Annotated in this window: 22 protein-coding genes; 13 read left to right on the top strand and 9 right to left on the bottom strand. The window is 72.2% G+C overall.

Going from position 1 to position 25,104, the window contains the following annotated elements:
• Positions 1–45: 45 nt before the first annotated feature.
• Together J7E89_RS21800 and J7E89_RS21795 are read right to left on the bottom strand one after the other, a co-directional pair.
• Positions 46–3,174 (bottom strand): sacsin N-terminal ATP-binding-like domain-containing protein, encoded by a 3,129-nt coding sequence (locus tag J7E89_RS21800; RefSeq protein WP_214976031.1) that lies wholly within the window; start codon positions 3,172–3,174, stop codon positions 46–48.
• Between the two features lie 233 nt (positions 3,175–3,407).
• Positions 3,408–4,331, bottom strand: a complete 924-nt coding sequence (locus tag J7E89_RS21795) for a DUF3027 domain-containing protein (protein WP_214976029.1) — start codon at positions 4,329–4,331, stop codon at positions 3,408–3,410.
• A gap of 387 nt (positions 4,332–4,718) precedes the next feature.
• Here J7E89_RS21795 and J7E89_RS21790 point away from each other — a divergent pair, with 387 nt between their 5' ends.
• From J7E89_RS21790 to J7E89_RS21775, 4 genes are read left to right on the top strand one after another with little or no spacing between them, the layout of a single operon-like run.
• Positions 4,719–6,089, top strand: coding sequence for an MFS transporter (locus J7E89_RS21790; protein ID WP_214976028.1), 1,371 nt, complete (start codon positions 4,719–4,721; stop codon positions 6,087–6,089).
• 27 nt (positions 6,090–6,116) lie between these two features.
• Entirely contained in the window at positions 6,117–6,611 is a 495-nt protein-coding gene (locus J7E89_RS21785) for a DUF2771 domain-containing protein (protein ID WP_214976026.1), read from the top strand.
• Positions 6,612–6,613: 2 nt separating this feature from the next.
• Positions 6,614–7,279 (top strand): futalosine hydrolase, encoded by a 666-nt coding sequence (locus J7E89_RS21780; RefSeq protein ID WP_214976024.1) that lies wholly within the window; start codon positions 6,614–6,616, stop codon positions 7,277–7,279.
• A complete protein-coding gene (locus J7E89_RS21775) occupies positions 7,269–8,120 on the top strand; it encodes a 1,4-dihydroxy-6-naphthoate synthase (RefSeq protein ID WP_214976022.1) in 852 nt (283 codons plus the stop codon). The genes J7E89_RS21780 and J7E89_RS21775 overlap by 11 nt, the downstream gene beginning before the upstream one ends.
• A gap of 90 nt (positions 8,121–8,210) precedes the next feature.
• On the opposite strand, the gene J7E89_RS41860 is transcribed toward J7E89_RS21775, so the two are convergent.
• Positions 8,211–8,594, bottom strand: coding sequence for a cold-shock protein (locus J7E89_RS41860; protein ID WP_214976020.1), 384 nt, complete (start codon positions 8,592–8,594; stop codon positions 8,211–8,213).
• Between the two features lie 155 nt (positions 8,595–8,749).
• On the opposite strand from J7E89_RS41860, the gene J7E89_RS21765 reads away from it, so the two are divergent.
• Complete coding sequence (locus J7E89_RS21765; RefSeq protein WP_214976018.1) at positions 8,750–8,995, top strand: hypothetical protein; 246 nt, start codon at positions 8,750–8,752, stop codon at positions 8,993–8,995.
• On the opposite strand, the gene J7E89_RS21760 is transcribed toward J7E89_RS21765, so the two are convergent.
• Positions 8,974–9,606: an HAD family hydrolase gene (locus tag J7E89_RS21760; protein WP_214976016.1), complete on the bottom strand. Its 633-nt coding sequence runs from the start codon at positions 9,604–9,606 to the stop codon at positions 8,974–8,976. The genes J7E89_RS21765 and J7E89_RS21760 overlap by 22 nt on opposite strands.
• A gap of 76 nt (positions 9,607–9,682) precedes the next feature.
• Between J7E89_RS21760 and J7E89_RS21755 the strand changes: the two genes are divergently transcribed.
• The 4 genes from J7E89_RS21755 to J7E89_RS21740 are packed head-to-tail and all read left to right on the top strand — an operon-like array spanning position 9,683 to position 13,732.
• Positions 9,683–10,708, top strand: coding sequence for an iron ABC transporter permease (locus J7E89_RS21755; protein WP_214976111.1), 1,026 nt, complete (start codon positions 9,683–9,685; stop codon positions 10,706–10,708).
• Entirely contained in the window at positions 10,705–11,766 is a 1,062-nt protein-coding gene (locus J7E89_RS21750; RefSeq protein ID WP_214976014.1) for an iron chelate uptake ABC transporter family permease subunit, read from the top strand. Before J7E89_RS21755 ends, J7E89_RS21750 begins: the two co-directional genes overlap by 4 nt.
• Entirely contained in the window at positions 11,763–12,740 is a 978-nt protein-coding gene (locus J7E89_RS21745; protein ID WP_308315559.1) for an ABC transporter ATP-binding protein, read from the top strand. Before J7E89_RS21750 ends, J7E89_RS21745 begins: the two co-directional genes overlap by 4 nt.
• Positions 12,737–13,732 carry an ABC transporter substrate-binding protein gene (locus J7E89_RS21740; RefSeq protein WP_214976012.1) on the top strand — a complete coding sequence of 332 codons (996 nt, stop codon included), beginning with the start codon at positions 12,737–12,739 and terminating at the stop codon, positions 13,730–13,732. The genes J7E89_RS21745 and J7E89_RS21740 overlap by 4 nt, the downstream gene beginning before the upstream one ends.
• Positions 13,733–13,739: 7 nt before the next feature.
• Here J7E89_RS21740 and J7E89_RS21735 read toward each other — a convergent pair whose 3' ends face one another.
• A complete protein-coding gene (locus J7E89_RS21735) occupies positions 13,740–14,741 on the bottom strand; it encodes a hypothetical protein (protein ID WP_214976010.1) in 1,002 nt (333 codons plus the stop codon).
• Between the two features lie 84 nt (positions 14,742–14,825).
• Between J7E89_RS21735 and J7E89_RS21730 the strand changes: the two genes are divergently transcribed.
• Positions 14,826–17,327 (top strand): helicase C-terminal domain-containing protein, encoded by a 2,502-nt coding sequence (locus tag J7E89_RS21730; protein ID WP_214976008.1) that lies wholly within the window; start codon positions 14,826–14,828, stop codon positions 17,325–17,327.
• Positions 17,328–17,575: 248 nt separating this feature from the next.
• Positions 17,576–17,905 (top strand): helix-turn-helix domain-containing protein, encoded by a 330-nt coding sequence (locus tag J7E89_RS21725; RefSeq protein WP_214976006.1) that lies wholly within the window; start codon positions 17,576–17,578, stop codon positions 17,903–17,905.
• 30 nt (positions 17,906–17,935) lie between these two features.
• Here the strand turns inward: J7E89_RS21725 and J7E89_RS21720 are convergent, their stop codons facing one another.
• Positions 17,936–18,469 (bottom strand): VanZ family protein, encoded by a 534-nt coding sequence (locus tag J7E89_RS21720; RefSeq protein ID WP_214976004.1) that lies wholly within the window; start codon positions 18,467–18,469, stop codon positions 17,936–17,938.
• Positions 18,470–18,572: 103 nt separating this feature from the next.
• On the opposite strand from J7E89_RS21720, the gene J7E89_RS21715 reads away from it, so the two are divergent.
• Positions 18,573–20,225 carry a DNA repair helicase XPB gene (locus tag J7E89_RS21715; RefSeq protein WP_214976002.1) on the top strand — a complete coding sequence of 551 codons (1,653 nt, stop codon included), beginning with the start codon at positions 18,573–18,575 and terminating at the stop codon, positions 20,223–20,225.
• Positions 20,226–20,295: 70 nt separating this feature from the next.
• Here J7E89_RS21715 and J7E89_RS21710 read toward each other — a convergent pair whose 3' ends face one another.
• Together J7E89_RS21710 and J7E89_RS21705 are read right to left on the bottom strand one after the other, a co-directional pair.
• A complete protein-coding gene (locus tag J7E89_RS21710; protein ID WP_214976110.1) occupies positions 20,296–21,474 on the bottom strand; it encodes a glycosyltransferase 87 family protein in 1,179 nt (392 codons plus the stop codon).
• A 203-nt stretch (positions 21,475–21,677) separates the two neighbouring features.
• Positions 21,678–21,881 carry a hypothetical protein gene (locus J7E89_RS21705; RefSeq protein ID WP_214976001.1) on the bottom strand — a complete coding sequence of 68 codons (204 nt, stop codon included), beginning with the start codon at positions 21,879–21,881 and terminating at the stop codon, positions 21,678–21,680.
• A 241-nt stretch (positions 21,882–22,122) separates the two neighbouring features.
• Here J7E89_RS21705 and J7E89_RS21700 point away from each other — a divergent pair, with 241 nt between their 5' ends.
• Positions 22,123–24,198, top strand: coding sequence for an ATP-binding domain-containing protein (locus tag J7E89_RS21700; protein ID WP_308315561.1), 2,076 nt, complete (start codon positions 22,123–22,125; stop codon positions 24,196–24,198).
• Between the two features lie 194 nt (positions 24,199–24,392).
• On the opposite strand, the gene J7E89_RS21695 is transcribed toward J7E89_RS21700, so the two are convergent.
• Entirely contained in the window at positions 24,393–25,088 is a 696-nt protein-coding gene (locus tag J7E89_RS21695) for a copper homeostasis protein CutC (protein WP_214975999.1), read from the bottom strand.
• Positions 25,089–25,104 lie beyond the last annotated feature (16 nt).

Genomic DNA, 25,104 nt, shown 5'->3' with positions numbered 1-25,104 from the left:
CGAACGAAGTGTAGGGAGCCTGCGGAGAGTTCGTAAACAATAAAATCAGTCGAACCAGCGGTCCCGCGCCAATTCTTCCGTCCGCGACGGGTCTTCGATCAGTGCCGCCACCTCGAATCGGCGCGGCCACTGGCCCGCCGACCAGGCAAGACCCGCTGCCACACCCTCCAGGGTCGCCGCGTGGACGACTCCGTCGGGCGTGCGGCGCCAGTCCAGCTCGACGCCGCCCGCGAGAAGCTCTTCATGTTCGATATACGTCGCCGGGGTGCCGGCACCGAGCAGGTCCCGTACCGCTTCCGGAACCTCGTGCTCCACACCCTCGGACGTCACCTCGGCCTCCGCCGACTCGCTGAGGCGGCGTACCTGGAGCAGCTCCGCCAGGTCGGCGGCCCTGGACGGGGCCACCGGCAGCAGCGGCAGCCCCGAGGTGAGCGGCAACAGGTCGGGGGCGTCCGCGACCACCGCGTCCGCCGCGTCGACCACCCGCACCTCGCCGTCCACGACCGCGCGCAGCTCGTCGGGGAGGGTGACCTGCTCTGGGTCGAGGTCGGCCAGCGCGCCGTAGAGCGCGTGGAGTTGGGGTGCGGTGACCGTACGGTCCGGGTCCGCGAGGCGGCCGAGGAGCTCGGCGGCGCCGCCGGGCTCGCCCAGCAGCGCCGCGACGGACGTCCGTACGCCGAGCGCCCTCAGCACCTGCTCGTCGTCGAATCCGGTCGCGTTCGCAGAGGTGTAGAGCCCTTCGAGGAGCGGGTCGCCGCCCGCCGAACGCAGACCTGCCGGACGGCGGCCGTCGAGCACGGGGTGGTCGCGCAGCCACCACGCGGTGTACGGGCGTACGGACTGCGTCGTGCCGTCCGGCAGCAGTACGCGCACGGGCTGGGTCAGCGCGTCCCGCAGCGGCGGCTGCGCGAGCAGCGCGAGGGCCTGCGGCCACTTGTCGTCGTCGACCAGGTCCAGGTCCCGTACGGCGACGATCTCGGTGGCCACCGGCGGCACGGAGGTCTCCGGCAGCTGGTCGAGGATGTCCTCGCACCACACGTCCACGGCGTCGAGCAGCCCGGCGTCGTCGGGCTCGGCGTAATCGCCGTCGCGCGGCTCGAATTCATCCGGGTCAAGAACAATGTCCGTTGTGCGTACGAGCGCGAACGTGGCCAGCACACCGCAGGCGGTGAGCGGCTGCTCGCCCCAGCGGTCGGCCAGCTCGGCCTCGCACAGGGCCAGTTCGCCCTCGCGCATGATCTGGGCGAACGGGCTGCCGGGCAGGACGAGTTCACCGGCGGGCGAGAGCTCGCCGTCCTCGTCGGGGAGGGCGAGGGCGCCGAGCCAGGGCTCGTCGCCGGGCGACAGGTCGGCGTCCCGTACGAGGGCCAGGACGGTTTCCGCCAGCTCCTCGGCGTCGGGGGCGTCCTCGTCCCAGATCTGGCCGCCCTCGTCCATGGAGGCGGCGACGGCGGCCCGGACCTGAGGGGTGGTCAGGACGGCGCGGGGGGTGGCGGGGAGCGCGCCGAGCTTTTCGAGGAGGGGGTGGGTGGCGTCGGGGTGGGCGACCTTGAGGCCGAGGCGGGCGAGCTGCTCGGGGGCGGCGGCGTCCGCGTCACTGGACAGGGGCAGGAGCACCTGGCGGGGACCGATGACCGTACGGCCGCTTGCCAGCGGAACCGGCAGCCCGGACAGGCGGTCGGGGTCGACGCCCGCCAGGGACTCGTACAGCCGCCGCCACCAGGACGGCTCGCGCTCGACGCCCGCGAGGCGCTCGATGGCGTCGCCGAGCGGGAGCCGGCCGACGCCGAGGGTGCGCAGCTCGGCGCGGCGTTCAAGACCGGCGGGCAGCAGGGTCGGCAGCACCTCCGCCATGACGCGGACGGTGTCGGCGCCCGCGCCCTCGACGACCTCCGCCTCGAACGGGCGCAGCGCGGTGAGCTCCTCGGACGGCGCGGCCGGCGCGAGGAAGGCGACGCGGGGCAGCCGCTCGATGACGGCGGCGCGCAGGGCGCCGTCCAGCTCGCCCTTGCCGAGCGGCCCGGGCACGAGGTCCACCGTCCCGGTGGACACCGGCTCCCAGTCGCCGAGCAGTTCTGCGTACGCGTCGGCGGCGCGCTGCACGAGGAAGTCGGTGAGCGGGCCGGGCGCGGGGTGGCGGCGGGTGGTGTCGAGCGGCAGCGACGCGATGAGGAGGGCGGGTACACCGAGCGGTTCGTCGGTCGGCGTCGGGGCGTGCACGACGGGCGCGGTGGTGGGCCGCTGCGGCGCGCCCTCGTCGTCCACCGGGACGGCCCAGGTGACGGCCCAGTGGGGGCGCAGGCGCTCCTCGACGGGCCGGTCCGCGAGGAGAGCGGGCTGCAGGACACCGGAGCGGGTGACGGTGCGCCAGCGGGTGGTGCGGGTGGTGGTGCCCACTGTGTCGTCGATGTGTACGTACGCGTCCTGCTCGGCCCGCGTGAGCGTACGGGTGGCGCCGTCCGGGGTCTCGACGACGATCTCGGCGAGACCGGGGAGCGTGAGCAGCAGCGCGTCGTCGATGGCGTCGAGGAGGTGCTGGGCGAGGTCTACGGCGCCGCCGTCGCGCAGGGGCAGGACCACGACGGTGTCGTAGCCGGCGGGGGCGGAGCCTTCCGCCGGGAGCGGGAGCCGCAGCAGGGGCACGTGGCCGTCGCGGCGGCGCAGCTCTTCGCCGAGGCCGGGGGCGGTCTGGGCGGCGTCCACGGCCAGTTCCCTGGCCTCGGCCAGGGACCAGCGGACTCCGCCGTGGCGGCCGAGGACGGCGGGCTCGTCGCTGACGGCGAGAACGGCGGCGAAACCGACACCGAAGCGGCCGACGGCGCCGACTTTTTCTTCCCGCTTGGCGGATGCGCGCAGCGTGCTGAGCGATTCGACGCCGGCGGCGTCGAGGGGGGCGCCGGTGTTGGCGGCGGCGAGGATCGCGGGGGCGTCCCCGGACGCCGCGTGCAGGGTGAGGCGGAGCCGGCCGGTCACGCCGGCGCGGGCGGCGGCGTCGGCGGCGTTCTGGGCGAGCTCGACGACGAGGCGGTCGCGGTAGCCGCCGAGGGCGAGGTCCTCCTCGGCGTTGGCGTCCTCGCGGAAGCGGGCGGGGCTCGCGCTCCACGCGTCGAGCACGCCGCGCCGCAGCCGCGCGGTCCCGAAGGGGTCGGCCTCGTCGGTGGCCCTGACGCTCACGCTTGTCTCCGCTCGTCCTGAGGTACGGCTCGGCTAACGCCTACCCGCGTCTACGGGGCGCAAGTATCCCGCGCCGATGCGTGCGCGACGGCCACCTGCCGTTCGGGTCGCTGCGCTGGGCTTTTCCCCACCCGCCCCGTCCCGCTGTGACACTCTGCGCCTCCGCCGCGTGAGGGGCTCCGCCCCAGACCCAGCTACTCAATCGCCGGAGGGGCTGGATGGTGCCCGGGGGCCTAGGAGTGGCCCAGGTCTTCCGTCGGGTCCGGGGTGGCCGGGACCGAGCCGCCCTCCGGGTCCGGGCGGAGCGGAAACGCGTCCGTGGCCATCGAGTCCAGCACCGGCGGCGGAGGCCGCAGGGGCTTCGGCATGACCGCCGCCTCCGAATGCCCGCCACAGCCGTAGGCGAGCGAAACGACCCGCCCGTCCGCCGGCGAGAACTCGTTCGCGCAGACACCGAACGCCTGCCGCAGCGACCCCGCCAGGGGCACGAGGAAGGCACACGAGACACATGTGGCGGGCGCGGCCTGCGCCATGGGGGTCTTCGCGCCGTACGCCTCGTCCCAGCGGTCCGCCGCGATGTGCAGCCCGTACCGCGACAGGACACGCGCCCGCCGCATCCCCAGCTCTTCGGCCACCGCCGCGATCGAACCCCGCGAAGGAACCAGCGGCAATCTCGCCGGCGGCCCGTTCATGACCTCGGCGTCCTCCGCCTCGACGAGCTCCGCCATCTCCTCCGAGACAGCCGAGTCCGGCGGCGGCGCGTCCTCGCCGGTGTAGCCGGGCTCCAGGCGCAGGTCCTCCGCCTCGGTGGGGAGCAGGTCGCCAGGACCCATGTCCCCCGGGCGCAGTCGCTCACTCCACGGCACCCACTCGGGCGCCAGCAGCGACTCCGGCCCGGGCAGCAGCACCGTCTCGTTGAGGGTGACCAGCTTGGCCCGCGACGCGCGGGTGACCGTCACCGCCCAGCGCCAGCCCCGGTAGCCGGGTTCCTTGCATTCGAAGAGGTGGGTGACTACCCGGTCACCCTCCGCGAAGAGGGAGACATGCTCGCCGACCACCCCGGGGAAGGCGGCCTCCTCGGCCGCCCCGCGGGCAAGGTCTACCGCCTCGGCGCACAGGCGGTCAGGGGTTCGGCTTCGCGTCGTCGCAGCACTCACAGGTCTCGCTTCTCTCCTACGCCGTCTCACGGGTGCGCCAACGGATGCCCGTACGAGGTACGAGATACGAGGTGCGAGCTGCGGGCGGAGCGGACCGAAGGGCCGCGTCGACGTCCGCGCCTCGCCCGACTCGTCTCGGTCTCGGGCGCACTTTCCACCACCCATTCTGCGGGATGACGGAGAGGCGCGCGGCCGAGGACAACCGCCGGTGGCGCGCTACGCACGCTACCCCCTCCGCCGCCCCCGGCCCACCTGCACGCCCGTCTTTAAGACGGGAAGGCCCGCGAGAGAGCCGGAGAGAGTCCGGAATGCCCGGAGTGGTGGTTCACCTGCGCCGTCCGCCACGTTTCCCGTTCGACCCGGGGAGGCTTGGGGCACTATGGCGGAGTGGCTGCCGCAAAGTCGTCCGACGGATCCGGTCCACTGAGCAGGAAGGGCCGGGCGATCGGCCGCGCCCTCCACCTGCCCTTCACCGGTACGGCGAAGGGAATCCGCCGTGCCACGCACGCGCACGGCGCGGGCGAGTCGGGCCTCGGCAAGCTGATCGAGCTGCACGCCGTCAACGGCGCGGGCGACGTCATGGTCACGGTCGCCCTCGCCTCCACCGTCTTCTTCTCCGTCCCCACGGACGAGGCGCGGGGCCGCGTCGCCCTCTACCTCGCCGTCACCATGGCGCCCTTCACCCTCCTCGCACCCGTGATCGGCCCGCTCCTGGACCGGATCCCGCACGGCCGCCGCGCAGCGATGGCCGGCGCGATGCTGGCCCGCGCGCTGCTCGCGCTCGCGATGTCGGGCGTGGTGGCGACGGGCGGTCTGGAGCTCTATCCGGCGGCACTGGGCGTATTGGTGTCTTCGAAGGCGTACGGCGTAGTACGGAGCGCCGTTGTCCCGCGCCTCCTCCCGCCCCGCTTCTCGCTCGTGAAAGCGAACTCGCGGGTGACCCTTGCCGGGTTGCTCGCGACGGGCGCGGCCGCGCCGATCGGCGTGGGCCTGCAGCAGATCGGTCCGGCGTGGCCCCTGTACGGGGCGTGCGCGCTGTTCATCGCCGGTACGGTCCTGGCCTTCACGATGCCGCACAAGGTGGACTCCGCGAAGGGCGAGCGGAAGGCCATGCTGCTGGAACACGCGCTCCTGCACGGACACGGGGAAGCGCCGCGCCGCCCCGGCCTGCGGACCGTCGGCCCCTCCGTATTGCACGGCCTCCAGGCCAACGCGGCGCACCGCATGCTCTCCGGCTTCCTGATCTTCTTCCTGGCGTTCCTGATCCGCGAGCATCCGCTCTCCGGACAGAGCGCGGCCGTCTCGCTCGCGATCGTCGGCGTCTCGGCCGGCGTGGGCAACGCCTGCGGTACGGCCATCGGCGCCTGGCTCAAGGCCCGCGGCCCCGAGGTGATCATCGCGACGGTGCTGCTGCTCACGCTGGGCGTGGCCGCCTGCGCGGCCCTGTTCTTCGGCGGGCTCATGGTGGCGGTGCTGGGCGCGACGGCGGGCCTGTGCCAGGCACTGGCCAAGCTGTCCCTGGATGCCCTGATCCAGCGGGACGTGCCCGAAGAGGTACGTACGTCGGCGTTCGCACGGTCGGAGACGCTGCTCCAGATGGCCTGGGTGGTGGGCGGCGCCATCGGCATCGCCCTGCCGCTGAACGGCTCCCTCGGCATGGCGGTCGCGGCCGGCCTCCTCGCGACGGGTGCGGCCCTGTCCGTACGGGGCCTCCTGAGTGCGGCCCGGCGCGGCACGCCGCACCCCCGCGTCGCGTGAGGCCGGGCGGGCGATAGCCTTCGCCCCATGACCGTTGCGCTCCTCTCTGGTAAGGCCCGCCGCACCGCCACCGTGATCGGTGCCGTGTCGGCCGGACTCCTCGTCCTGTCCGCCTGCGACAAGCCGACGCCGCTCGCGACCGTGACGGTCGGCACGAACTCGGTGAACACCGAGGCCTCGTGCTACAACGACGGCGATCCGATCAAGGAATCCCTGCTCCAGGGCTGCCTGAACAAGAAGGCCGAGAAGACCGTCGAGGTCTCCATGGACGACAAGGTCCGCTTCGGCGTCGACCCCGAGATCGCCGACAGGGGCTGGACGCTCTTCATCAACGGCCAGCAGGCCGAGCAGGAGCCGTTCAAGAAGACGTACCGGACCATCCCGGGCAGCGCCTTCTTCGCCCAGCAGCAACAGCAGCAGCCGGGCGCGCCGAGCCCCGACGAGGCGCAGGTCAGCGTCGTCGAGACGAAGGGCAAGAAGCTCACCGGCATCTGGCACTTCAAGCTGGAGAAGACCTCCTGACGATGCGTGTACTGGTCGTGACCGCGGTTCCCGCAGAGCGGGACGCGGTCACGCGCGCGTTCGGGCCCGATGTGCGGGACGTCGATGTCGTCGCCGCCGGGGTCGGCCCCGCCGCCGCTGCCGCCGGGACGGCCACCGCGCTGGCGCTGGCGGCCGCGACTCGCCCGTACGGGCTGGTGATCTCGGCGGGTATCGGCGGGGGGTTCGACCCCGTGGCGCCGCTCGGCTCGCTCGTGGTCGCCGACGCAATCGTCGCCGCCGATCTGGGCGCGGAGACCCCCGACGGCTATCTCCCGGTCACCGCTCTCGGCTTCGGCGCCGTGGAACACCTGCCGCCCGCCGCTCTCGTACGGGCCGTGGCCGACGCGACCGGAGCGGTCACCGGCACCGTGCTGACCGTCTCCACCGTGACCGGCTCCGCCGCCCGCACCACCGAGCTGCGCGCCCGGCACGCGTACGCCGCCGTCGAGGCGATGGAGGGCTTCGGGGTCGCCGAGGCCGCCGCCCAGCACGGTGTGCCGGTGCTGGAGATCCGTGCGGTGTCGAACGCCGTGGGGCCCCGCGACCGGGCCGCCTGGCGCATCGGGGAGGCGCTGGCGGCGCTCACCGGGGCGTTCGGGAAGATCGTGCCCGTACTCGAAGGTTGGGATGAAGACGATGACCACTGACGCGCCGCTGAAGATCGCCTACTCGCCCTGCCCCAACGACACCTTCGTCTTCGACGCCTGGGCGCACGGCCGCGTGCCGGGGGCGCCCGCGCTCGATGTGACCTTCGCGGACATCGACATCACCAACGGGATGGCCGAGCGCGGGGAGTTCGACGTACTGAAGGTGTCGTACGCCGTGCTGCCGTGGGTCCTGGAGGAGTACGCGCTGCTGCCGTGCGGCGGGGCGCTCGGGCGGGGCTGCGGGCCGCTGGTCCTGACGCGGGAGGCCGGGGTCGACCTCACCGGGAAGCGGGTCGCCGTGCCGAGCGAGCGCTCGACGGCGTATCTGCTGTTCCGGCTGTGGGCGGCGGATGTCGTGCCGGGCGGGGTCGGCGAGGTCGTCGTCATGCCGTTCCACGAGATCATGCCGGCGGTGCGCGACGGCAAGGTCGACGCGGGGCTCGTCATCCACGAGGCGCGCTTCACCTACCCGGACTACGGGCTGCATTCGCTGGCCGACATGGGCCGCCACTGGGAGGACACGACAGGCCTCCCGATCCCGCTGGGCGCGATCATCGCCAAGCGCTCGCTGGGCGCGGAGCGGCTGCGGGGGCTGGCGGAGGCGGCGCGGGAGTCGGTGCGGATGGCCTGGGACGATCCGCTGGTGTCGCGGCCGTATGTGCTGGAGCACGCGCAGGAGATGGATCCGGCGGTGGCTGATCAGCACATCGGGCTGTACGTGAACGACTTCACGGCGGATCTGGGTGCCGATGGATACGCGGCTGTACGGGGGCTGCTGACGCGTGCGGCGGCGGAGGGGCTGGTCCCGCCCCTGCCGCACGACGCGCTGGCGTTCGGGTAGCGGCTGGGGCTCCGCCCCTGACCCCGGTCCCAAAACGCCGGACGGGCTGGATTTGCTGCCCGTCCGGCGATCGAGGACGAAAAAGCGGGGCTACACGTCCAGCTGGTCGGCCACCGCTCGCAACAGGCCGGCGATCTTCGCGCCTGCCGCCTTGTCGGGATAGCGGCCGCGTTCCAGTGCCGGGGTGATGTTTTCCAGAAGTGTCGTCAGGTCCTGGACGATCGACGCAAGTTCGTCGGGCTTGCGGCGCTGCGCGGCAGCGACGGACGGGGTCGGGTCGAGGACGGTCACCGAAAGCGCCTGGTCGCCGCGCTGACCCGCCACAACGCCGAATTCGACACGTTGGCCGGGCTTCAGGGCGTCGACTCCGGCAGGGAGCACCGACGAGTGAACGAAGACGTCGCCGCCGTCGTCGCGGGAGAGAAAGCCGAAGCCCTTCTCACTGTTGAACCACTTGACCTTGCCGGTAGGCACGTCTGTCCTCGTCCTCGTACTTGTCGGTGAAAACGGCTCTGGATAGCACTACAGCGGGTCGTAGGACCCGCCACCACCAAGGCTAATGGTCCAGGGGCTGGTGACAAGACGTCGCCGGGCGGTTCCTCCGGGCAGGGAACTACCCTGAGCGGGTGATGACTGAAACCCAATCGGCCGAGGCCGGCGCCGGTGACCGGCTGGTACGTACCGGCGCGATCGTCTTCTTCGTCGGCGCACTGGCCACACTGGTCACTGTGGCCCCGCTCTTCCTCGGCACGGAGCCCTTCCCCCCGATCGCGTACGCCGTCTGCATGCTCATGGGCGCCGGCTTCGTGATCGCCGCCGCCGGAGTGCTCAGGTCGATCGCCGCGCAGCGCCGTCAGGCACGTTCCGCGCAGTAGGCACCCAGCCAGGCGGGGAAGGCCGTGAGGTCCGCCAGGACCACGTCCGCACCGGCTTTCCGCAGCTCAGCCCCATTGCACGGCCCCGTCGGCACGGCGACGGACAAGGCCTCCGCCGCCCGCGCGCCACGCACGTCGCCCACGTGATCGCCGACGTACACCGAGGCGCCGTACTCGCGCAGCGCTTCCGCCTTGGCCTCCGCCCACAGCCAGCCGATGACCGCGTCCGGCTCGATGCCGAGGTGCGCGAGGTGGAGCTTGGCGTTCGGCTCGTGCTTGGCCGTGACGACGATGGCGCGGCCGCCCGCAGCCCGTACCGCGGCCACCGCCTCGCGGGCGCCGGGCAGCGCGGGAGTTGGCGTGATCGCGTACGTCGGATAGATCTCGCGGTAGCGGTCGCCCATTTCCTGGATACGCCCCTCCGGGAACCAGTGCGCCAGTTCCTGTTCCAGCGGCGGCCCGAGCCGGGTTATCGCCAGGTCGGCGTCGATGTACGCACCGGTCTCGGCGGCGAGCGCCTCGTAGGCGGCCTTGATGCCGGGCCGGGAGTCGATGAGCGTCATGTCGAGGTCGAAGCCGACCGTCAGCGGGAGCGTAGGCATGAAGGCCATTGTGCCTGCGGGAGCATGGAAGCCCACCCGTACACTTAGCCAAGCCTTACCAACCTCCGGACGCGGAATGGGTCAGATGCGAGCCGCCACCAGCCACTCCAGACGCGCGCTGGTGACCCGCCGCATCGGCTGGACGGCCGTCGCCGTCGCCGCCCTCCTGCTGTCCGTCCTCCTCAGCCTCGCCGTCGGGGCGCGTTCCATCGCGCCGTCCGAGGTCTTCGACGTACTGCTGCACAACAACCACAGCGACGCGGCCGAAGTCGTACGCACCATGCGGGTGCCGCGCACGCTCATCGGCCTGATGGTCGGCGTCGCGCTCGCACTCGCCGGGACGGCCCTCCAGGGCATCACCCGTAACCCGATCGCCGATCCCGGGATCCTCGGAATCAGCCAAGGGGCGTCGGTCGGCGTGGTCCTGGCGATCGCCTTCGCCGGTATCCATTCGCTCTCGGGATACGTGTGGTTCGCCTTCGTGGGCGCGGCGCTCGCCTCGGTCGCGGTGTACGCCATCGCGGCGAGCGGCCGCGGCGGCGCGACGCCGGTGAAACTCGCGCTGGGCGGAGCCGCGATCAACGCGCTTCTCGCCTCCGTCACGATGGCGGTCCTGACCACCCGAGCAGCCGCGCTCGACGAGTTCCGCTTCTGGCAGGTCGGGTCCGTGGCCGGGCGTGACGCGCAGGTCGTCGGCCAGATCTGGCCGTTCCTCCTGCTGGGAGTCGTTCTCGTACTCGCCGTGGCGCGCGGGCTGGACGCACTCGCGCTCGGCGAGGACGTCGCCAAGGGCCTCGGGCAGAACGTCGGAGCCGTACGGATCGTCGGCGGCATCGGCGCGACGATCCTGACCGGCGCGGGCGTCGCGGCGGCCGGCCCGATCGCCTTCGTGGGGCTCGCGGTCCCGCACATCGCGCGGGCGGTCGTGGGCAGCGACCACCGGTGGGTGCTGCCGATGGCGGCGCTGATCGGCCCCGTGATGCTCCTGGTGTCCGACGTCGTCGGGCGCGTCGTCTTCCCGCCGAGCGAAGTCCCGGCGGGCGTGATGACAGCGCTGATCGGCGTGCCGTTCCTGGTCGCCCTCGTACGACGAAAGGCGGTGCCGGCGTGACGAGCAACGCCGTTGTCGGCGTGCGGCCCGCCGGGTACGCACTCGTCCGCGTCGGGCAGGGGCGGTTCCTGCTGCACCGGCGGGCCGCCGTCGTAGCCGGGGGACTCGCACTCGCGCTGGCCGCCGCCTGCGTCGCGTACCTCTGCAGCGGCGAGAGCTACGTCCCACCCGCCGAGGTGCTGAAGGTGCTCTTCGGACAGCCGTCGGCGAACGAACTGGTAGTCGGCACACTGCGCCTGCCCCGCATGACCGTCGGCCTGCTGGTCGGCGCCGCGTTCGGCGTGGCCGGGGCTCTGATCCAGACCGTCGCGCGCAATCCCCTCGCCAGCCCCGACATCATCGGCATCAGCCAGGGCGCGAGCGCGCTCACAGTAGGCGCGATGACGTTCGGGATCACGTCGTACGCCGTACTCCCGTACCTCTCCGTCCTCGGCGGCATCCTCGCCGCAGCCCTCGTCTACGCCTTCGCATGGCGCGGCGGCCTGCACGCCACCCGTTTCGTGCTGATCGGCATCGGCTTCGCGATCGCACTGCGCTCCATCACGCACCTCTTCCTGACCAAGGGCGACTACCTCGTCGCCCAGCAGGCGCAGATCTGGATGACCGGCTCCCTGAACGGCCGCGGCTGGGACGAAGCGGCCCCCTTGGCCTGGGCACTCCTCGCACTGCTGCCCGCCATCCTCTGGGCCGCCCGCGCCCAGCGCACGGTATCGATGGACGACGACACCGCGACGGCGCTCGGCGTACGGCTGGGGCGGGTACGCCTCGGCCTGGTCCTCACCGGCGTAGTGCTCGCCTCCGTGGCCACCGGAACCGCCGGCCCCGTCGACTTCGTAGCCCTGCTCGCACCGCAAATCGCCCGCCGCATGACCCGCACCGCGCAGATCCCGCTCCTGTGCTCGGCGCTCATGGGCGCACTGATCGTCGTACTGGCGGACCTGCTGGCCCGGCGGCTCCTCTCGCCCACCGAACTGCCGGTGGGCGTGCTGACAGCAGCCGTCGGCGCCCCGTACCTGATCTGGCTGATCATCAAAGGCCGCACTGGAGGCAAGGCGTGAGCAGGCTCACCGCTCGCGAGCTGACGCTCGCCTACGAAGACCGTACGGTCGTGCACGAGCTCGACCTGGCCGTACCCGACGGCCAAGTGACCGTAATCGTCGGCCCGAACGCGTGCGGCAAATCCACCACCCTCCGCGCGCTCGGCCGACTGCTGAAACCGAAGAGCGGCGCGGTGCTCCTCGACGGCGCCGAGCTCGCGAAGACTCCGACCAAGAAGATCGCACAAGCCATCGGCCTGCTCCCCCAGACCCCCGTCGCACCCGAGGCCATCACCGTCGCCGACCTGGTCGCGCGCGGCCGCCAACCCCACCAGCACTGGTGGCAGCAGTGGTCCGACGAAGACGAACGCGCAGTGACGGACGCCATGGCGCGCACGGACGTCACCGCACTCGCCGACCGCCCCGTGGACGCGCTCTCCGGCGGACAACGCCAGCGCGTATGGATCGCGATGGCACTGGCCCAGGAAACGGACCTCCTCCTCCTGGACGAGCCGACGACGTACCTGGACATCTCCCACCAAGTCGAGGTACTCGACCTGGTACGCCAGCTCAACCACGACCGAAACCGCACGGTCGTCGCCGTCCTCCACGACCTCAACCAGGCGGCCAGGTACGCCGACCACCTGGTCGCGATGAAGGAGGGCCGCATCGTCGCCGAGGGCCACCCCACCGACATCGTCACCGCCGGCCTGGTACGCGAGGTCTTCGGCCTCACCTCGGTCGTGATCCCGGACCCGGTGACCGGCTCCCCCCTCGTCATCCCCGGCGCACCGTGGAGCCCCGTTTCGCGGACCGAGGTGGCAGGAGGGGACGTGCTGGGGCGCTCCCCGCAGGGTGTCGAACGCGACCACCCCGAAGAAGACGCGGTGCCCGATGGTTCGGCACCCGAGGAGACGCCGCAGCGCGGGACCGACCCCGAAGCCACAGCTCCGCCCGTCACCCCCCGGCCACCCCGAAAGGCACCCACCTCATGACCGAACCGTCCAGCAGCAGCCGCCGCCGCCTCGCCGCCGCCTCCCTCGCCGTGACCGCCGCCCTCGCGCTCTCCGCCTGCGGCTCCTCCGACGCGGGCAAGCCGTCGTCCTCCGACGCGGCCGCCGGCGACAAGACCCACACGGTGAAGACCGCCGTGGGCGAAGTGAAGGTCAAAAACAACCCCCAGCGCGTAGTAGTCCTCGACACCGCCGAACTCGACTCAGCGATCACGCTCGGCGTGAAGCCGGTCGGCGCGACGCACACCACCGCCGAGCCCGGCTTCCTGGGCTACCTGCCCAAGGACAAGGTCGCGGGCATCAAGGACGTGGGCGAGATGATGACCCCCAACCTGGAGGCCGTCGCCGCCCTCAAGCCCGACCTGATCCTCACGAGCAAGGTGCGGCACGGCGCCCTGTACGACGAGCTCAAGGCGCTGGCGCCGACCGTGATGACGGAGAACACCGGCTACCCCTGGAGGGAGAACTTCCAGGTCCACGCCGACGCGCTCGGCAAAAAGGCCGAAGCAAAGCAGGTAGTCGCCGACTACACCGAGCACGCCGCGAAGGTCACCGACGCGATCGGCGGCAAGGACAAGGCCGCGAAGACCAACGTGAACGTGGTGCGCTTCATCGAAGGCGCGGACATCCGCATCTACGGCAAGCAGAACTACATCGCGACCGTCCTGGCCGACGTCGGTCTGGGCCGCCCGGCCATCACCGACAAGGCGAAGGACGGCTTCTCGTACGACGTGAGCCCCGAGAAGATCAACCTCGCGGGCGACGACGCCGACGTCGTCTTCCACTCGACGTACGGCGACCCGAAGAAGGCCAAGCAGACGCAGACGCTGAACAGCGGACTGTGGAAGAACATGCCCGCCGCGAAGGCGGACAAGGTCTTCGGCGTCGAGGACGAGCTGTGGATCCAGGGCATCGGCTACACAGCCGCCGGCAAAATCCTCGACGAGATGCAGAGCCACCTCACCACGAAGTAAGAAGCTCCTACCGCCTCCGCGCCCGCCACACCAGGTAGAGCGCGGAGGCGACGGCCGCCGTCCGCAGGACCACGGGCCACACGCCCGAGATCGCCTCACCCATCGCGCCCTGCGCGATCGGCTCGCCCCACCGGCCCTCGGTCCGGCCCCACAGCCACACCAAGCCACCCACGGCAACGAGGCCGGGCAGCCCGAGCACCGCCCACTTCGCCTGGGCGCGGCTGATGCGCTGCGATGCGTACGCGAGGAGCCAACCGCCGCCCAGCGCAATCAAGTTGCCGATGACGGCGCCCACGACCAGCAGCGCGGCGGCGAGCAGGAGCAGAAGATTGGCCGGCGGGCGTACCGCTTCCGGCTGCGCGGCGGTACGACGTCGCAGGCGCAGCAGGCGGCGTCGCGGGGGTACTTCCGCCTCGACGACCAGATCATCTTCTTCTCCGGCGTCGGCCTCTTCGCCGTCCTCCTCCGCCGCAGACGGCGGTGGCTTGAGTATTTCGGGAATCTCCACGCCACCGGTGAATCCCGGCACGGAGACGCCCAGCCCGAACGGACCGGGTTCGACGCGCCACCAGTCGGGTTCGCTGCCCTGCGGCCCGAGTTCGTGCGATCCGGCGAGGTGCGGCGGAGAAGGGCCGACAGACTGCTCCAGGTGGTCGCTGTCACGGTCACGGGGCCGCGGGATCCGCAGGCCGCGCCCGCCGCGCCCCTTCGACGTGTCGCGCTGCCCCGGCAGTACGACCTTCTCCGCCGCGGGCCCGGGCCGCTCGGGCAACGCCCCGCCCGAAGCCACCCCCGCCACCAGCTCGGCCGGCGATCCGATCCGGCCCAGGATGCGGCGTACCGCAGCGGGGGAGTCGGGCGTACCGAATTTGGAGCGCTGCCGGTCGATCTCGTCGCGCAGCCCGGCCACCAGCCGCATCCGCGTCGCCGAGGGCAGCTTGTGCTGCTGAGCCAGGTCGCCGACCCGGCTCAGATAGTCGTAGACGAGCTGATCGCTCTCGATCCCCACGGCCGGTCCCGTCCCCTTCCCCTCACCCTCCAACCTCCAACTGCCTGCACCGACGGTAGCGCCACACCGGCTACCGTGGGGCGGATGGGGACCGGCGAGCGCAACCAGGAGGCGCACGTGTCCGAAGGATCAGGCGCAACGCCACCACGCACGCTCGCGGAAGCCCTGCGCACCCGCGGCGACGCGTCCCTGGCCGCGCTGCTGCGTGCCCGGCCCGACTTGCTCTCGCCCGTGCCGAACGACTTGTCGCAGCTCGCGACCCGCGCGGCGACGCGCGCTTCGGTCGTGCGCGCACTGGAACGGCTCGACCGGTTCACGCTCCAGACCGCCGAAGCGCTGGCGGTGGCACCCGATCCGGCTCCGTACGAGGCGCTGCGCGCGCTGATGACCGGCGACGACGGCGACCCGGCGATCGAGGCGGCGCTGCCGACGGCCGTCGCCACCCTGCGGGACCAGGCCCTGCTGTGGGGCGCCGACGACCGGCTGCGCCTGGTGCGTACCGCCCGCGAGTTGCTCGCCCCCTCCCCCGCGCACCCGTCCCCCACCGGCCTCGGCCCGACCGTCGCGGAGGCGACCGCCGGGATGTCGCCGGGTCGCTGGCAGGAAACCCTCGCTGCGGCCGGGCTGCCGCCGACCCACGACCCGGTGTCGGCGGTGACGGCCCTCGCCGCGCTCTTCAACGACCGCACCCGCATGTCCGAACTGCTCGACACCGCGCCGCCCGAGGCCCTGATGGTGCTGGAGCGGCTGGTGTGGGGTCCGCCGTACGGCGAGGTGACCCCGGACCCGGCGCCGCCCGTGCGGTGGCTGCGCGACCGCGGGCTTCTCCTGCCGACGAGTCTGCGTACGGTCGTGCTGCCGCGCGAGGCGGCGTTGCATCTGCGCGGCGGACGCGCGCACCGGGCGGTGGAGCCGGTGCCGCCCGCCGTCGTACCGGCGCACGAATACCGTCCACAGGTTGTGGACGGTACGGCGGCCGGCCAGGCGTACACGGCGCTGGCGACCATCGAGGAGCTGCTCAAGGACTGGAACGAGGGCGGCCCGGCCGTCCTGCGCTCCGGCGGTCTGAGCGTGCGCGATCTGAAGCGGACGGCCGCCGCGCTCGACGTCCCCGAGCACACGGCTGCCTTCTGGGTCGAACTCGCCTACGCGGCAGGGCTGCTGGCCTCCGACGGCGAGGCTTCGGAGCGGTACGCCGCCACGCCCGCGTACGACGAATGGCTCGACCTCCCGCCGCAGGACCAGTGGACCCGCCTCGCCACCGCCTGGCTGCGCGCCACCCGCACGGCCGGCCTGGTCGGCGGCCAGGACGCGAAGGGCCGCGTCCTGGCGGCGCTCGGCCCGGACCTGGACCGCTCGGCGGCCCCGGAGGTACGCCGCAGGGTCCTCGCCCTCCTGGCCGAACTCCCGGAAGGCGCCGCGCCGTCGCCGGAGCAACTGCTGGCGCGGCTGCGATGGGAGCGGCCGCTGCGGGGGTCGGGGGCGTCCGGCGAGAGCGGGGGCGCCGCCACACCCCTGGGCGACCTGCGGTCCCGTATCGCCCTGTGGACCCTCACCGAGGCGGAACTCCTGGGCATGACGGGGCGCGGGGCGCTGTCCTCCCACGGCCGGGCGCTGCCGGAGCCTTCGGCCGACGCCGGGTCGGAGGCCGCCGCGCTTCTCGCTCCCCTCATCCCGGAGCCCCTCGACCACGTACTCCTGCAGGCCGACCTCACGGCCGTCGCGCCGGGGCCGCTGCGACGGCCGCTGGCCGACACGCTCGACGTACTCGCGGATGTGGAGTCGAAGGGCGGGGCAACCGTGTACCGCTTCACGCCGGCGTCGGTGCGGCGCGCGCTGGACGCGGGGCGGGCGGCGTCCGACCTGCACGCCTTCCTGGCCGAGCACAGCCGTACGCCCGTGCCGCAGCCGCTCAGCTACCTCATCGACGACGTGGCGAGGAAGCACGGGCACCTCAGGGTCGGCGCCGCTTCCGCGTACGTACGGTGCGACGACGACGCGATGCTCGGCGAGATCCTCGCCGACAAGCGGTCGCAGCCGCTGGGGCTGCGACGCCTCGCCCCCACGGTGCTGGCCGCGCAGAGCGACCCCGCGACGCTGCTCGAAGGCCTGCGGGGGATGGGCTTCGCGCCGGCGGCGGAGTCGGCGGCCGGCGACGTACTGATCACCAGGGCCCACGCCTACCGCACACCCCCGCGCACCGCGCCCGCCCCGGTGCCGGAGGGCCCGCCGACGCCGGACGACACGCTGCTGGGGGCCGCGCTGCGGGCGATCCGGGCCGGCGACATGGCGTCCACGGCGGTACGCAAGGAGGCCCCGGCGGCGGCTGCTCCGGGCACCACGCCGGGCGAGCTGCCGCGCACCACGTCCGCCGAGACCCTGGCCACGGTCCAGGCCGCGGCCCTCACCGGCTCGGCCGTCTGGATCGGCTACGTCAACGCGGACGGGGCGGCGAGCCAGCGCGTGATCGCGCCGGTGCGGGTGGAGGGCGGCTTCGTCACGGCGTACGACCACACGGCGGACGAGGTCCGCACGTACCCACTGCACCGCATCACCGGGGTGGCAGAACTGGCGGACAGCCCTTAGCCACTCGGCGGCCCGCCGCATACGGGGCTCCGCCCCGGACCCCGGTCCTCAAACGCCGGACGGGCTGGATTTGCCGGGCACGCCGGATCCGGACGGTGGGTGTGGCCGCACGCACGTGACCGCCCGGGCCGCGCGTCGCATGATCAAGCCGCGGCAAAATCAAGCCCGTCCGGCGATTGAGGACACCGCCCGGAGGGCGGTCGGGGTCCGGGGGCCTGCCCGCAGAAAACCCCCGTACCGTGGGGCGCATGAAGCGTCCCGAACCGCAGCTCGAACCGCTCAATGTCACCGACGAAGAGCGCAGGACGCTCGAAAGCTGGGTCCGACGGCGCCAGGCCGCCCACCAGGACACCAGAACCGCCAAAGACATCGCCCTGCGCGCGCAGATCGTGCTGGCCTCCACGCGCCCCGGCGACGACGACCTCCCCGTGTCCCCGCACACCGTGGCCGACCGCCTCGGCATCTCCTACGAGACCGCCGCGAAGTGGCGCAGCCGGTTCGTCAAGGACCGCCTCAACGGGCTGACCGGCCCCGACGTGCCGTTCGACCCCGCCAAAGAAGCACCGCACCGACCTTGAAGAGCTGACCGCGCCGCCGGCGCCAGTCCATCACTTGCCGGAAGGCGCCATATCCCCCTCCCTATGGGGCCCCCGCCTGGCGTGCACCCCCCGCCCGATCCGCCGGCCGAGGAGGAAGTAGCCGATGAGCGCACCCGTCGTGTTGAGGATCACGTCGTCGACGTCGAATGCCCGCCCCTCGACAATCGCCCCCTGCGCCAGCTCCACCAGCACCATCACCACCACCGTGAGCGCCACCACACGCAGCATCCGCAGTGAGCGCGGCACGAGCACCGGCAGCAGCAGCCCGAACGGCATGCCCAGCAGCAGATTGCCGCCGATCTGCTTGCACGCGGCGAGGAAGGTGTAGTCCTCGGCGTACTGCCGCAGCGATGCGCCCGGCCGCAGATTGGTCGTGACCAGGGCCTCCGAGGCGTGCGAGGGCGCGAGCGTCAGCCGCGCCAGTACGGCCGAGAAAAGTACGAGCCCGACAAAGGCCAGGGCGACCGCGAGCGCCCGCAGCACCGCCCGCCCCCAGGATCGGCGATGTTCCACGGCATCCGTTTCATCCGCTTCAGCTGTCATGGACACCCACCTACCCCGACTCCCGACCCGTACCGCAGGCGATGCGGCACACTGGACGTTTGGCCGTACGGGCCGAGCTGCCGCAGAAAGGGCCGAAACACGCGTGAACGGACCCCTCATCGTCCAGAGCGACAAGACGCTCCTCCTCGAAGTCGACCACGAGCGCGCCGACGCCTGCCGTCGCGCCATAGCGCCCTTCGCCGAGCTGGAGCGGGCCCCCGAGCACATCCACACGTACCGGGTGACGCCGCTCGGCCTGTGGAACGCGCGGGCCGCCGGACATGACGCCGAGCAGGTCGTCGACGCGCTCGTCGAGTTCTCCCGCTACCCGGTCCCGCACGCGCTCCTCGTCGACGTCGCCGAGACGATGGCCCGCTACGGCCGCCTGACCCTCTCCAAGCACCCCGTGCACGGTCTCGTCCTCACCTCCACGGACCGCCCGGTGCTGGAGGAGATCCTGCGCTCGAAGAAGGTCCAGCCGCTGGTCGGCGCCCGGCTCGACGCGGACACGGTCGCCGTCCACCCCTCCGAGCGCGGCCAGATCAAGCAGACGCTGCTCAAGCTGGGCTGGCCGGCCGAGGACCTCGCGGGTTACGTCGACGGTGAGGCCCACGCGATCGACCTCGCGGAGGACGGCTGGGCGCTGCGCCCGTACCAGAAGCAGGCCGTCGAGGGCTTCTGGCACGGCGGCTCCGGCGTCGTGGTCCTCCCCTGCGGCGCGGGAAAGACACTCGTCGGCGCGGGCGCGATGGCCCAAGCCAAAGCCACCACCCTCATCCTCGTCACGAACACCGTCTCGGCCCGTCAGTGGAAGCACGAGCTGGTGAAGCGCACGTCGCTGACCGAGGACGAGATCGGCGAGTACAGCGGTACGCGCAAGGAGATCCGCCCGGTCACCATCGCGACGTACCAGGTCCTGACGACGAAGCGGAAGGGCATCTACCCGCACCTGGAGCTCTTCGACTCCCGGGACTGGGGCCTGATCGTGTACGACGAGGTGCACCTGCTACCCGCGCCCGTCTTCAAGTTCACGGCCGACCTCCAGGCGCGGCGTCGCCTCGGCCTGACGGCGACGCTCGTGCGCGAGGACGGCCGCGAGTCGGACGTCTTCTCCCTCATCGGTCCGAAGCGTTTCGACGCGCCGTGGAAGGAGATCGAGGCGCAGGGCTACATCGCGCCCGCCGACTGTGTCGAGGTACGGGTCAACCTCACCGAGACCGAGCGGCTGGCCTACGCGACGGCCGAGACGGAGGAGAAGTACCGCTTCTGCGCGACGACCGCGACCAAGCGGAGGGTGACGGAGGCGCTGGTACGGAAGTTCGCGGGCCAGCAGATCCTCGTCATCGGCCAGTACATCGACCAGCTCGACGAGCTGGGCGAGCACCTGGACGCCCCGGTCATCAAGGGCGAGACGTCGAACACGCAGCGCGAGAAGCTCTTCGAGGCGTTCCGCCAGGGCGAGATCAGCGTCCTCGTCGTCTCAAAGGTCGCGAACTTCTCGATCGACCTGCCCGAGGCGACGGTAGCCATCCAGGTGTCCGGTACGTTCGGCTCCCGCCAGGAGGAGGCGCAGCGCCTCGGCCGGGTGCTCCGCCCGAAGGCGGACGGCCACCAGGCGCACTTCTACTCGGTGGTCGCGCGCGACACGATCGACCAGGACTTCGCGGCCCACCGCCAGCGGTTCCTGGCCGAACAGGGTTACGCGTACCGGATCGTGGACGCGGACGAACTGATGGCAGAGGACGGCACGGCATAACCCCCTGCCGCCCCTGCACACGGACATCCTGCTGGCCGGCAGCTGAAGGCTCCTCCCTCCTCGGAAGGGATCAGTCGTCGCTGGTACCGGTCCCGGAGGGTCGGGTCCGCGGGGCTGTCTCCCGCTCTGTGCGCGACGCCGGAACTGCCGCCGCCAGTGCCGCAGGAGCCGGGCTCGGCCGCCGGGCCGCGTACACCAGCAGGGCGAGGGTGAGCAGGGGGTAGGGGGAGGCGAAGGGCTGCTGCCACCAGGGGATGTGCAGGTCCTGGGGGCCGTCGTGCGGCACGATCCACAGGCTTCGCGCCATGAAGAGCAGCCCCACCGCCCAAGCCATCCGTACCCGCCGCTCCGCGACGAGTACCGCGATCAGCGGCACGCACCACACCCAGTGGTGGGACCAGCTGATCGGCGACACCAGCAGCGCCGTCCCGGCGGTGGCCAGTACGCCCCACGTTTCGCGCCCGGCCCACGCCCCCGCCCCTACCGCAGCCCGTCGCGCCGCCCACAGTCCGCCCACCGCGGCAAGCACCGCCGCCACCATCCACACCGCGCCGGGCTCGGGGGTGTGCAGGACGCGGGCGAACATGCCCTGCAGCGACTGGTTGTCGACGATCCACACCCGGCCGACCCGCCCGGTCTCGAAGAGCCGGCGGGTCCAGAAGTCGACGCTCGCGTGCGGCAGCACGAGCGCGCCGAGCAGCACCGTGCCGGTCAGTGACGCGAGAGCGGTGAGCCCGGCCCGCACGCGGCCGGTAATCAGCAGATAGACGATGAAGATCGCGGGCGTGAGCTTGACGCCCGCCGCGATTCCGAGCGCGAAGCCCTTGCCGATGGCGTCGTCCTTGCGGGACAGGTCCCACAGGACGAGGCAGACGAGGGCGAGGTTGATCTGTCCGAAAAGGATCGTCTGGAAGACCGGCTCCAGCCACAGCCCGACGGCGGTGGCCGCCAGGATGAGCGCGGGCTTGGCCGGGAGCCGGGCGAACCGGCAGGAGAGATGCACGAGCAGCGCGAGGAGCGCGGCGTTGCCGAGGCCGAAGGCGATCTTGAGTGCGGCGACGGGCAGCCAGGTCGTCGGTACGAAGAGGATCGCGGCGAACGGCGGGTAGGTGGCGGGCAGTTTCCACTGGGTGACGGTGAATCCGTACAGGTCGGTGCCGTTCGCGACGGCCTCGCCTTCCGCCCGGTAGACGAGGGTGTCGACCATCTGGATCTTCAGGAGTACGCAGAGCCCGGCGAGCGCGGCCATCGACACGGCGAGCAGAATGCCGGCGGGCACGATCGGCACGATCCCGACGCGGCGCGCTCCGATGCGAAGAGTTTTGGCGGGCGCGGTCTCGGCCTGCGTCCGGGGGGCCGGAACGGCCGGCGTACGAGGGGTCACACTCCGGGTATCCACGGCCGCGACCCTAGTGGATCAGCGGGTGGACCTGCCGAGCCACGCGTGAACGCTCAGTGGCGGTGGCGTGATACGCCCGCCTCCTGCGCGTACTCACCGAGCACGGCGACCCTGAACGCGGCGCCGACGAAGACCTTGACGGCCCGCAGAGCTTCGCCGATCCGGTGGCTGGGGTGGGCGGCGCCTATCGCGGTGGCACCACCTGCGGGGCGGTTACGGCGGGCTGACGGACCTGACATGAAGGTGGCTGAAGTCATATGCCCATGATGAATTTCGGGCATTTCATGCACAACGGCCTGCGGGCTGAACTCCCCGCCGCCCGCCTCCTCCCGGGGAGTGACCCCAACCCTCAGTCCACCTACGGGTTTCCAAAAAACCATTCGCCCGAATCCGATCCCCCGACTACACTCCCCCGTCTTCCCGCCTCCCTCCGTGGAGCGCCGCCGCCCGGACGGAAACCGGCCGGTCCACGCCGTGATCCCCTCCGGAGGCAACACCGTGCCCGCGCCCGACCCCAGCCATTCCCTTGACCCCGACCCCTTGGGCCGCGAGCGCGCCCACCTCGCTGCCTCGCGCTCCGCGCTGCGCGCCATGCGTGAGGACGCACAGGCCCTCGACATCCGCGATGTGACCGCGAACTGGGTCAACGCCGCCGTCCTCGGGGCCCAGATCGAGGAACGCATCAAGTCGCTGGCCGACCTCTCCCACACCCCGCTCTTCTTCGGACGCCTCGACTACCTCCATGTGGTCGGCGCGGACCGCGCCGAGGGCGCGGAGGGTGAGCGCTTCTACATCGGCCGGCGGCACGTCCACGACACCGACGGCGACCCGATGGTCATCGACTGGCGCGCGCCCGTCTCCCAGCCCTTCTACCGCGCGTCCAAGAAGGACCCGCTGGACGTCGGCCTGCGGCGCCGCTTCGGCTACACGGGCGGCGAGCTCACGGCGTACGAGGACGAACACCTCTCCGACCCGACGGAAATCTCACCGCACACCAGCAAGCTGCTCCAGGCGGAGATCGAGCGCCCGCGCGTGGGCCCGATGCGGGACATCGTGGCGACGATCCAGCCCGAGCAGGACGAGATCGTACGGTCGGGCCTGTCCGGCAGCGTCTGCGTGCAGGGCGGCCCGGGAACCGGAAAGACGGCGGTGGGCCTGCACCGCGTCGCGTACCTCCTCTACGCACACCGCGACCGGCTGGCCAGGACCGGCACGCTGGTCATCGGCCCGAACAAGTCCTTCCTCCACTACATCGAGCAGGTCCTGCCCGCGCTGGGCGAGCTGGAGGTCAAGCAGGCGACGGTCGACGACCTGGTCGCGGTGCACGGTACGGTGCGCGGCACGGACGAGGCCGACACCGCCGTGATCAAGGGCGACGCGAGAATGGCGGAGGTCCTGCGGCGCGCACTGCGCTCGCACGTCACCGTCCCGGCCGAGCCCGTCGTGGTGGTGCGCGGCTCGCGCCGCTGGCGGATCCCGGCGTACGAAGTCGAAGAGATCGTCGGCGAGTTGCTGGCCCGCGACATCCGCTACGGGGCCGCCCACGACGCGCTCCCGCAGCGCATCGCGCACGCGGTGCTGGTGCGCATGGAGGAGGCGGGCGAGGCGCCCGACGACCGGGTGCAGGACGCGGTGGCCCGTAACCCGGCGGTGAAGGCGGCCGTCAAGGCGGTCTGGCCGGCGGTGGACCCGGCGAAGCTGGTGCTGCGGCTGCTGTCGGACGCGGATTTCCTGGCGGAGCACGCGGAGGGGCTGCTGTCGGAGGAGGAGCAGAAGCGGATCCTGTGGGCGAAGCCGGCGCGGTCGGTGAAGTCCGCGAAGTGGTCGGCGGCGGATGTGGTGCTGCTGGACGAGGCGGCGGATCTGATCGCCCGTACGCACTCGCTCGGCCACGTCGTACTCGACGAGGCGCAGGACCTGTCGCCGATGCAGTACCGGGCGGTGGGGCGCCGCTGCACGACGGGCTCGGCGACGGTACTGGGCGACCTGGCGCAGGGGACGACGCCGTGGGCGACGGCGAGCTGGGCGGAGGCGCTGCGGCACCTGGGCAAGCCGGAGGCGGCGGTCGAGGAACTGACGGCGGGTTTCCGCGTGCCGCGCGACGTGATCGCGTACGCGTCGCGGTTGTTGCCGTCGATCTCGCCGGGGCTGGCGCCGGTCTCATCCGTACGGGAGAGCGCGGGGGCACTGGCGGTACGCCGGGTGGACGCGGCCACCGCCTTGACGGAGGCGGTGGTGTCGGCGTGCGCCGAGGCGCTGCGTCACGAGGGCTCGACGGGCCTGATCGCGGCGGACGCGCGCGTCCCGGAACTGGCTGCGGCACTCACGGCGGCGGGCCACGCGTATCTCTCCCCCGGAGAGGAGACGACGGCGGAGTCCCGGCTGACCCTGGTGCCGGCGTCGCTGGCGAAGGGTCTGGAGTACGACTACGTGGTGCTGGACGAGCCGGCGGCGGTGGTGTCGGGCGAGCCGGATGAGCGGACCGGGTTGCGTCGTCTGTACGTGGCGCTGACGCGAGCGGTGTCGGGCCTGACCGTCGTACACGCAGCGCCGCTGCCGCCGGCGTTGGGCTAGGCGCGAAGCGCCCAGCCCCCGGAGGGGCTGATTCGGCCGCACCATCCAGCCCCTCCGGCGTTTGAGGAGCGGGGTCTGGGGCGGAGCCCCTCACGCGGCGGAGCCGCAAAGTGTCACAGCGGGAAGGGGCGGGTCGGGGAAAGCCCCGCGCAGCGGCAACGCACCGCCCCGGCCCGCACCCGCACCCGCACCGCCTACCCGTCCAGCACCGCCCGCCACTCCCGCACCGCGTCCGCCGACACCGGCTCCGCCCACCCACCCGGCCGAGCCGCACCCCCGATGTGAAACGCATCGATCCCCGCGGCCCGCAGAGCCGGAAGGTGATCGAGGCGCAAGCCACCGCCCACCAGGAGCTGCGGCTGATAGCCCGGCGTACCTCGCCGCCCCGCCGCCGCCTCCGCAAGCAGCACCGGCATCCCCGCGTCAACGCCCTCCGCCGCACCAGCGGTCAGGTACGTGTCCAGCCCGGGCAGCTCCGCGAGCCGCTTGCGCAACTCATCGCGGTCCGCCGCCCGGTCGATCGCCCGGTGGAACGTCCACGGGCACCCCTCGATCTCCGCCACGACCCGCTCGATCGCGACGAGATCGGGATTCCCGTACTCATCGAGGAAGCCCAGCACGAACTCGTCCGCCCCCTCCGCCAGCATCCCCCGCGCCGCCAGCACCAACGCGTCGATGTCCCCCGCGAGGAATCCGTCCGCCAGCCGCAGCATCACGCGCAGCGGGATGTCCACCGCCGCGCGGATCCGTCCGAAGGTTTCGCGGGACGGGGTCAGGCCGTCCGCCGCCATGTCGGTGACCAGCTCAAGCCGGTCCGCACCTCCGGACTGGGCGGCGACCGCGTCCTCGGCGTCGAGGGCGATCACCTCCAGGACTGCACGGTTGTTCATGGGACCCCATTCCTCG

The sequence above is a fragment of the Streptomyces sp. ISL-100 genome (assembly GCF_018614615.1).
Classification (GTDB): domain Bacteria; phylum Actinomycetota; class Actinomycetes; order Streptomycetales; family Streptomycetaceae; genus Streptomyces.
Note: the sequence above shows the minus strand (reverse complement) of the source record. Positions and strands in the feature narration are given on the sequence as shown.

What these genes read in the sequence shown, in the direction of transcription:
- J7E89_RS21785 (WP_214976026.1), top strand. Translation starts at nt 6,117, where the DNA reads ATGACCGTTGCGCTCCTCTCTGGTAAGGCCCGCCGCACCGCCACCGTG.
- J7E89_RS21780 (WP_214976024.1), top strand. Translation starts at nt 6,614, where the DNA reads ATGCGTGTACTGGTCGTGACCGCGGTTCCCGCAGAGCGGGACGCGGTC.
- J7E89_RS21775 (WP_214976022.1), top strand. Translation starts at nt 7,269, where the DNA reads ATGACCACTGACGCGCCGCTGAAGATCGCCTACTCGCCCTGCCCCAAC.
- J7E89_RS21765 (WP_214976018.1), top strand. Translation starts at nt 8,750, where the DNA reads ATGACTGAAACCCAATCGGCCGAGGCCGGCGCCGGTGACCGGCTGGTA.
- J7E89_RS21760 (WP_214976016.1), bottom strand. Translation starts at nt 9,606, where the DNA reads ATGGCCTTCATGCCTACGCTCCCGCTGACGGTCGGCTTCGACCTCGAC.
- J7E89_RS21755 (WP_214976111.1), top strand. Translation starts at nt 9,683, where the DNA reads ATGCGAGCCGCCACCAGCCACTCCAGACGCGCGCTGGTGACCCGCCGC.
- J7E89_RS21740 (WP_214976012.1), top strand. Translation starts at nt 12,737, where the DNA reads ATGACCGAACCGTCCAGCAGCAGCCGCCGCCGCCTCGCCGCCGCCTCC.
- J7E89_RS21730 (WP_214976008.1), top strand. Translation starts at nt 14,826, where the DNA reads ATGGGGACCGGCGAGCGCAACCAGGAGGCGCACGTGTCCGAAGGATCA.
- J7E89_RS21725 (WP_214976006.1), top strand. Translation starts at nt 17,576, where the DNA reads ATGAAGCGTCCCGAACCGCAGCTCGAACCGCTCAATGTCACCGACGAA.
- J7E89_RS21720 (WP_214976004.1), bottom strand. Translation starts at nt 18,469, where the DNA reads ATGACAGCTGAAGCGGATGAAACGGATGCCGTGGAACATCGCCGATCC.
- J7E89_RS21710 (WP_214976110.1), bottom strand. Translation starts at nt 21,474, where the DNA reads ATGGCCGCGCTCGCCGGGCTCTGCGTACTCCTGAAGATCCAGATGGTC.
- J7E89_RS21705 (WP_214976001.1), bottom strand. Translation starts at nt 21,881, where the DNA reads ATGACTTCAGCCACCTTCATGTCAGGTCCGTCAGCCCGCCGTAACCGC.
- J7E89_RS21695 (WP_214975999.1), bottom strand. Translation starts at nt 25,088, where the DNA reads ATGAACAACCGTGCAGTCCTGGAGGTGATCGCCCTCGACGCCGAGGAC.